Consider the following 5,232-nt stretch of genomic DNA (forward strand, 5'->3'; position numbering starts at 1 on the left):
AAATTCGTTTCTTTCGTTTTATTCGTTGTTAAAAAAATAATTTCGTTGTGAAAAAAAATATTCGTGTTTCACGTCATAAAATTGTATTTTTGCAGATAAATGAAATAATATAAAACATTCAGCATAATGACAAACACAAAACAAGGGGACGAACTGCAGGCAGCCATCTGGAGAATTGCTAACGAGGTGCGCGGCGCCGTAGATGGCTGGGACTTCAAGCAGTTTGTATTGGGCCCGCGCACATCGAACGCATTGTCGGCATCTTTGGAAACAAGGACGAGGTGAAGCATGTTGCCACATCGGTGGACAACAACACGATTGCCGAGAACGATTACAACCTCTCCGTTGGCACATATGTAGAGGCGGAGGATACGCGCGAGGTGATAGACATCGTGAAGCTGAACGAGGAAGTGGCACAAACGGTGCAGCGCATCGACGCACTGCGAGCAGATATCAATAAAATCATCAAGGAGATAGAGACATGAAAGACTTAATGAAATTTGAGAACAAGCAAGTTCGCTCCCATTGGGACGCAGAAGAAGAGAATCCCCCTCCCCCCACTTTCTGTTCAACATAGGATAGTGGAGATTCTTGATAAGTTTACAGAGCTTGAAGCGGAGCTGGACTGCCGCAAGCGGCAGTATGAGTATTACCGCAACCAACTGCTGACGTTCGCACAGTAAAAGAAAAAATATCATGGCTAATGAAACTACGGTTATTAGAAAGTACAAGGATTACAAAGAATTGTTTTTCTATCAAAAAACTGACACCATCTATCAGCTGACATACATCTTCTGCACAAGGTTCTTACCTAAATACGGTGACAGAACGGTAGACCAGATGGTGCAAGCGGCACGGTCGGGAAAACAAAATATCGTAGAAGGAATAGAAGACGGTAACACATCCTCAGAGATGGAGCTAAAACTGCTGAACGTGGCTCGTGCATCATTGCAAGAGTTGCGCGAAGATTACGCTGACTACTTGCATACACGCCACCTTGCACTATGGAACGAGAAGCACGACAGATACAACGCCATGCTCGCATTCTGCAAGACGCACAACCAGCCCAAAGATTATCTGCCTTACGCCCAACGCTGGACGGCAGAAGAGTTTTGCAACGCATTGCTAACCCTCTGCCATATTACAGACAAACTCATGTGTTCTTTCCTGAAGAGCTTGGAGAAACAGTTTGTGGAGCAAGGAGGCATCAAAGAACGAATGTATGCGGCACGCACGGGCTACCGAAAGCAGCAAGACGAGGAAAGGAGGCTTCTGCTGAAAGAAAATGAACAATTGAAAGCTGAGATAAAGGCGCTTAAAGAACGCCTCAAACGGTTAGAAGGAGAGAATAGGGATGACTAGGGAAGACTAGGAATACCTAGGAAAGACTAGGAAAGACTAGGGATGACTAGGGATGACTAGGTAAGCCTAGGTAAACCTAGGGACACATAGATACACATAGATACGCCTAGATACACCTGCCCCCAGCTAACAACAAAAAAAAACAACATCATCATGACCACCTACAACACCATTGCAGAATTGCAAAACTTCATTGTCTTAGACAGCTACACCAAGCTGTCACAAGTTGGCGAGCAACTCGACTTTACGATGAACTGGGCAAAGGCGGACAACATGCTCATCAAAGACCTGAAAGACTTTACGGCAACCTTCTTCCAAAAGAACACCCTACTGCAAGTACTGCTTTCCTATGCTGTGTTTGACACCAGCGACACGTTGCTCATCATGCGCCCCTATCAGATTGCTGCCACCGAGCGGTTGATATGGAAAATCAGAAGTTCGTATCAAGCAAAGGTGTGGAGCACCCCCGAAGCAGGAGGCTACATCTGGCACACCACCGGTTCGGGCAAGACGCTCACCAGCTTTAAGGCAGCTCGATTGGCAACCCAGCTCGACTTTATAGATAAGGTGTTCTTCGTGGTAGACCGCAAGGATTTGGACTTTCAAACCATGAAAGAGTACCAACGGTTCTCGCCCGACAGCGTGAATGGGTCGGAAAGCACGGCAGGACTGAAACGGAATATTGAAAAAGACGACAACAAGATTATCGTTCCACCTACAACGATATTCGTGACTGGTTCAGACGGGAGCGAGAAGGGAAAGCCGCTGAAGAATCTAAGATTGACTGGGACGATGTGGTGTTTGAGATAGACTTGCTCAAATCGCAGGAAATAGACTTGGATTATATCCTTGAATTGGCGGTTGAACACAACAAGAAAACAAAAGACAAAGACGCATTGATTGACGAAGTGCGCAGAATCATCCGCTCGAGTATTGGCAACAGAGCCAAAGAGGGATTGGTGGTTGACTTCATTCACGACACAGACCTTGACCCTATTCAAGACAAGGCAGGCATCATTTCTGCTTTCTTCGATTATGCGCAGCAGCGACAGAAGGAAGAGGCGGCAAACCTCATTGCGGAAGAGAAACTGAATGTGGACGCAGCCAAGCGGTATATCCAAACATCGCTGAAGCGTGAGTTTGCCAGTGAAAACGGAACAGACCTCAATGCCATCCTTCCAAAGATGAGTCCGCTCAATCCGCAATATCTAACGAAGAAGCAGAGTGTGTTCCAGAAAATTGCCGCCTTCATTGAGAAGTTCAAGGGCATTGGTGGCATCATTTGAGGCACATTAAAACAGTAATGCCGCCATGAATGATGATACGCAAACCGTTGTATTTTGTTAAAAAACATTAAGAAACGGAGGTTTCGGTTCGTTCAATCTTCACCTCTCATAATAATGTCGTAATTTTGCACCCGATTTATTTAATTCACATAAAGTCTAACTTTATTAATTTTTAAACATTTATTATTATTTATGTCAAACTTAAAGAACGTTCAGCCATTAGAGGACTTCAATTGGGATGAGTTCGAAAATGGAACAAACGTAAGCGCCAACTGTGATGACTTGGCAAAGATGTACGACGAAACCTTAAACAAGGTGAGTGAACATCAAGTCACCGAAGGAACTGTCATCTCGATTGACAAGAAAGAAGTGATTGTGAACATCGGCTACAAGAGCGATGGTATCATTCCTGCTTCAGAATTTCGTTACAACCCAGATCTCAAAATCGGAGACAAGGTTGAGGTTTATGTAGAAAACCAAGAAGACCGAAAGGGCCAGCTGGTTCTTTCTCACAAGAAAGCCCGTCTTACACAAAGTTGGGATCGTGTTAATGAAGCACTTGACAATGATGAGGTGATTCAGGGTTACATCAAGAGCCGTACCAAGGGTGGTATGATTGTTGACGTGTTTGGTATCGAAGCTTTCTTACCGGGAAGCCAGATTGACGTTCATCCTATACGCGACTACGACATCTTCGTAGGCAAGACCATGGAATTCAAGGTAGTGAAGATTAACCAAGAGTTCCGCAATGTAGTGGTTTCACACAAGGCACTCATCGAGGCTGAGTTGGAAGCACAGAAGAAAGAAATTATCAGCAAACTCGAAAAGGGACAAATCCTCGAGGGTACTGTTAAGAATATCACCTCTTACGGTGTATTCGTTGACTTAGGTGGTGTAGACGGATTGGTACATATCACCGACCTGTCTTGGGGCCGTGTCAGCGATCCTCACGAAGTGGTTTCATTAGACGAAAAGATTCATGTGGTAATTCTCGACTTCGATGACGAGAAGAAGCGCATTGCCCTTGGCTTGAAACAACTCACTCCACATCCATGGGATGCTTTGGATCCAAACTTGAAGGTTGGTGACAAGGTGAAAGGAAAAGTGGTTGTTATGGCAGACTATGGCGCATTCGTAGAGATTGCTCCGGGTGTTGAGGGATTGATTCACGTGAGCGAAATGTCTTGGAGCCAACACTTGCGCTCTGCACAAGACTTCATGCACGTAGGCGACGAGGTAGAAGCTGTTATCCTGACTTTGGATAGAGAAGATCGCAAGATGAGCTTGGGTATCAAGCAACTCAAGTCAGACCCATGGGAGGATATCGAAACCAAATATCCTGTGGGAAGCAAGCACACCGCTAAGGTACGCAACTTCACCAACTTCGGTATCTTCGTAGAATTAGAAGAAGGTGTTGACGGCTTGATTCACATCAGCGACCTCTCTTGGACCAAGAAGGTAAAACATCCTTCAGAGTTCACTACTGTGGGCGCAGAAATTGAGGTAGTAGTTCTCGAAATTGACAAAGAGAACCGTCGCCTGTCACTCGGTCACAAGCAACTCGAAGAGAATCCTTGGGACACTTACGAAACCCTCTACACTCCCGGTTCTATCCACAAAGGTAAGATTACAGAGATGATGGACAAGGGTGCCGTGATTACCCTGAACGAAGGTGGCGAAGGCTTTGCTACGCCTAAGCACTTGGTAAAGGAAGACGGTTCGCAAGCAAAACAAGGCGAAGAACTCGACTTCAAGGTTATCGAGTTTGTGAAAGATACCAAGCGCATCATCCTCTCTCACAGTCGTACATTCGAAGATGAGAAGGAAGAAGTGAAGGCTGCACCAAAGCACACTAACAAGAAGCAAAACGATGCCGCAGCCATTAACAATGTGGCAGCTGGTACCAGCTTGGGCGACTTGGATGTCTTGGCTAAACTGAAAGCCGACATGGAAAGTTCAGACAAATAATTGTTTGACGCAATCATAATAGAGGTCGATTCTTCACGAATCGGCCTTTTTTTTATCGACCCCCCCACTCTCTCACTCCACGTCACAATTTTTCATTGACACATTATTTTTAACAACGAATTAAGCAAAAGAAACGAATTTTTCTTTCTTTGAAATTCAATGAACGCCAGCGTTCAACGAATGACACAAATTTAGCAAAGCTTTTTTTATCAACAGATGTAAATTAGTAAGGCAATATTTACGCCCAGAAGGGGCAACAGCGCATAGCCCAAAACACTATTCACCAGTTGATGTTGCGAGCAAAGACGGGCTGAAAGCCTAATAAGGCGTATAACCATGACACCGTACAACAGTTGATGCTGTGAGCAAAGACGGGCTGAAAGCCCAGCAGACGTATAACTGTGGTAACGTACGCCTGTTGATGCTGTGAGCAAAGACGGGCTGAAAGCCCAACAGACGTATAACTGTGGTAACGTACGCCTGTTGATGCTGAGAGCAAAGACGGGCTGAAAGCCCAATAAGGCGTATAACCATGACACCGTACAACAGTTGATGCTGCGAGCAAAGACGGGCTGAAAGCCCAATAAGAATACAGCCCAGGGCAGCGCCCTGGGTA

The 5,232-nt window shown here is 45.4% G+C and carries 7 protein-coding genes; 6 read left to right on the forward strand and 1 reads right to left on the reverse strand.

Annotated elements, in window-relative coordinates; all coding sequences use genetic code 11:
- Positions 1-281 precede the first annotated feature (281 nt).
- From HMPREF9304_RS01580 to rpsA, 6 genes are all read left to right on the forward strand, one after another.
- Positions 282-485, forward strand: a complete 204-nt coding sequence (locus HMPREF9304_RS01580) for a type I restriction-modification system subunit M (protein WP_036926077.1) — start codon at positions 282-284, stop codon at positions 483-485.
- A gap of 15 nt (positions 486-500) precedes the next feature.
- Positions 501-683, forward strand: coding sequence for a restriction endonuclease subunit S (locus HMPREF9304_RS13930; protein ID WP_197061623.1), 183 nt, complete (start codon positions 501-503; stop codon positions 681-683).
- 13 nt (positions 684-696) lie between these two features.
- Positions 697-1,362 (forward strand): four helix bundle suffix domain-containing protein, encoded by a 666-nt coding sequence (locus HMPREF9304_RS01585; RefSeq protein WP_036926078.1) that lies wholly within the window; start codon positions 697-699, stop codon positions 1,360-1,362.
- 153 nt (positions 1,363-1,515) lie between these two features.
- Positions 1,516-2,172, forward strand: coding sequence for a DEAD/DEAH box helicase family protein (locus HMPREF9304_RS01590; protein ID WP_036926079.1), 657 nt, complete (start codon positions 1,516-1,518; stop codon positions 2,170-2,172).
- Positions 2,088-2,648, forward strand: coding sequence for a type I restriction endonuclease subunit R, EcoR124 family (locus HMPREF9304_RS01595; protein WP_231564440.1), 561 nt, complete (start codon positions 2,088-2,090; stop codon positions 2,646-2,648). Before HMPREF9304_RS01590 ends, HMPREF9304_RS01595 begins: the two co-directional genes overlap by 85 nt.
- Positions 2,649-2,840: 192 nt before the next feature.
- The gene (gene rpsA / locus HMPREF9304_RS01600) at positions 2,841-4,616 is read left to right on the forward strand and encodes a 30S ribosomal protein S1 (RefSeq protein ID WP_036926081.1); all 1,776 of its coding nucleotides are present in this window, start codon (positions 2,841-2,843) and stop codon (positions 4,614-4,616) included.
- Between the two features lie 280 nt (positions 4,617-4,896).
- Here rpsA and HMPREF9304_RS14625 read toward each other — a convergent pair.
- On the reverse strand, positions 4,897-5,232 hold a 336-nt coding region (locus HMPREF9304_RS14625; protein ID WP_197061624.1), incomplete at its 5' end, for a hypothetical protein.

Origin of the sequence: Hoylesella timonensis S9-PR14 (genome assembly GCF_000762405.1) — a bacterium.
In the GTDB taxonomy this organism is placed as follows: Bacteria; Bacteroidota; Bacteroidia; order Bacteroidales; family Bacteroidaceae; genus Prevotella; species Prevotella timonensis_A.

Coding starts and splice junctions, on each gene's coding strand:
- rpsA (WP_036926081.1), top strand. CDS start 2,841: ATGTCAAACTTAAAGAACGTTCAGCCATTAGAGGACTTCAATTGGGAT.
- HMPREF9304_RS01590 (WP_036926079.1), top strand. CDS start 1,516: ATGACCACCTACAACACCATTGCAGAATTGCAAAACTTCATTGTCTTA.
- HMPREF9304_RS01585 (WP_036926078.1), top strand. CDS start 697: ATGGCTAATGAAACTACGGTTATTAGAAAGTACAAGGATTACAAAGAA.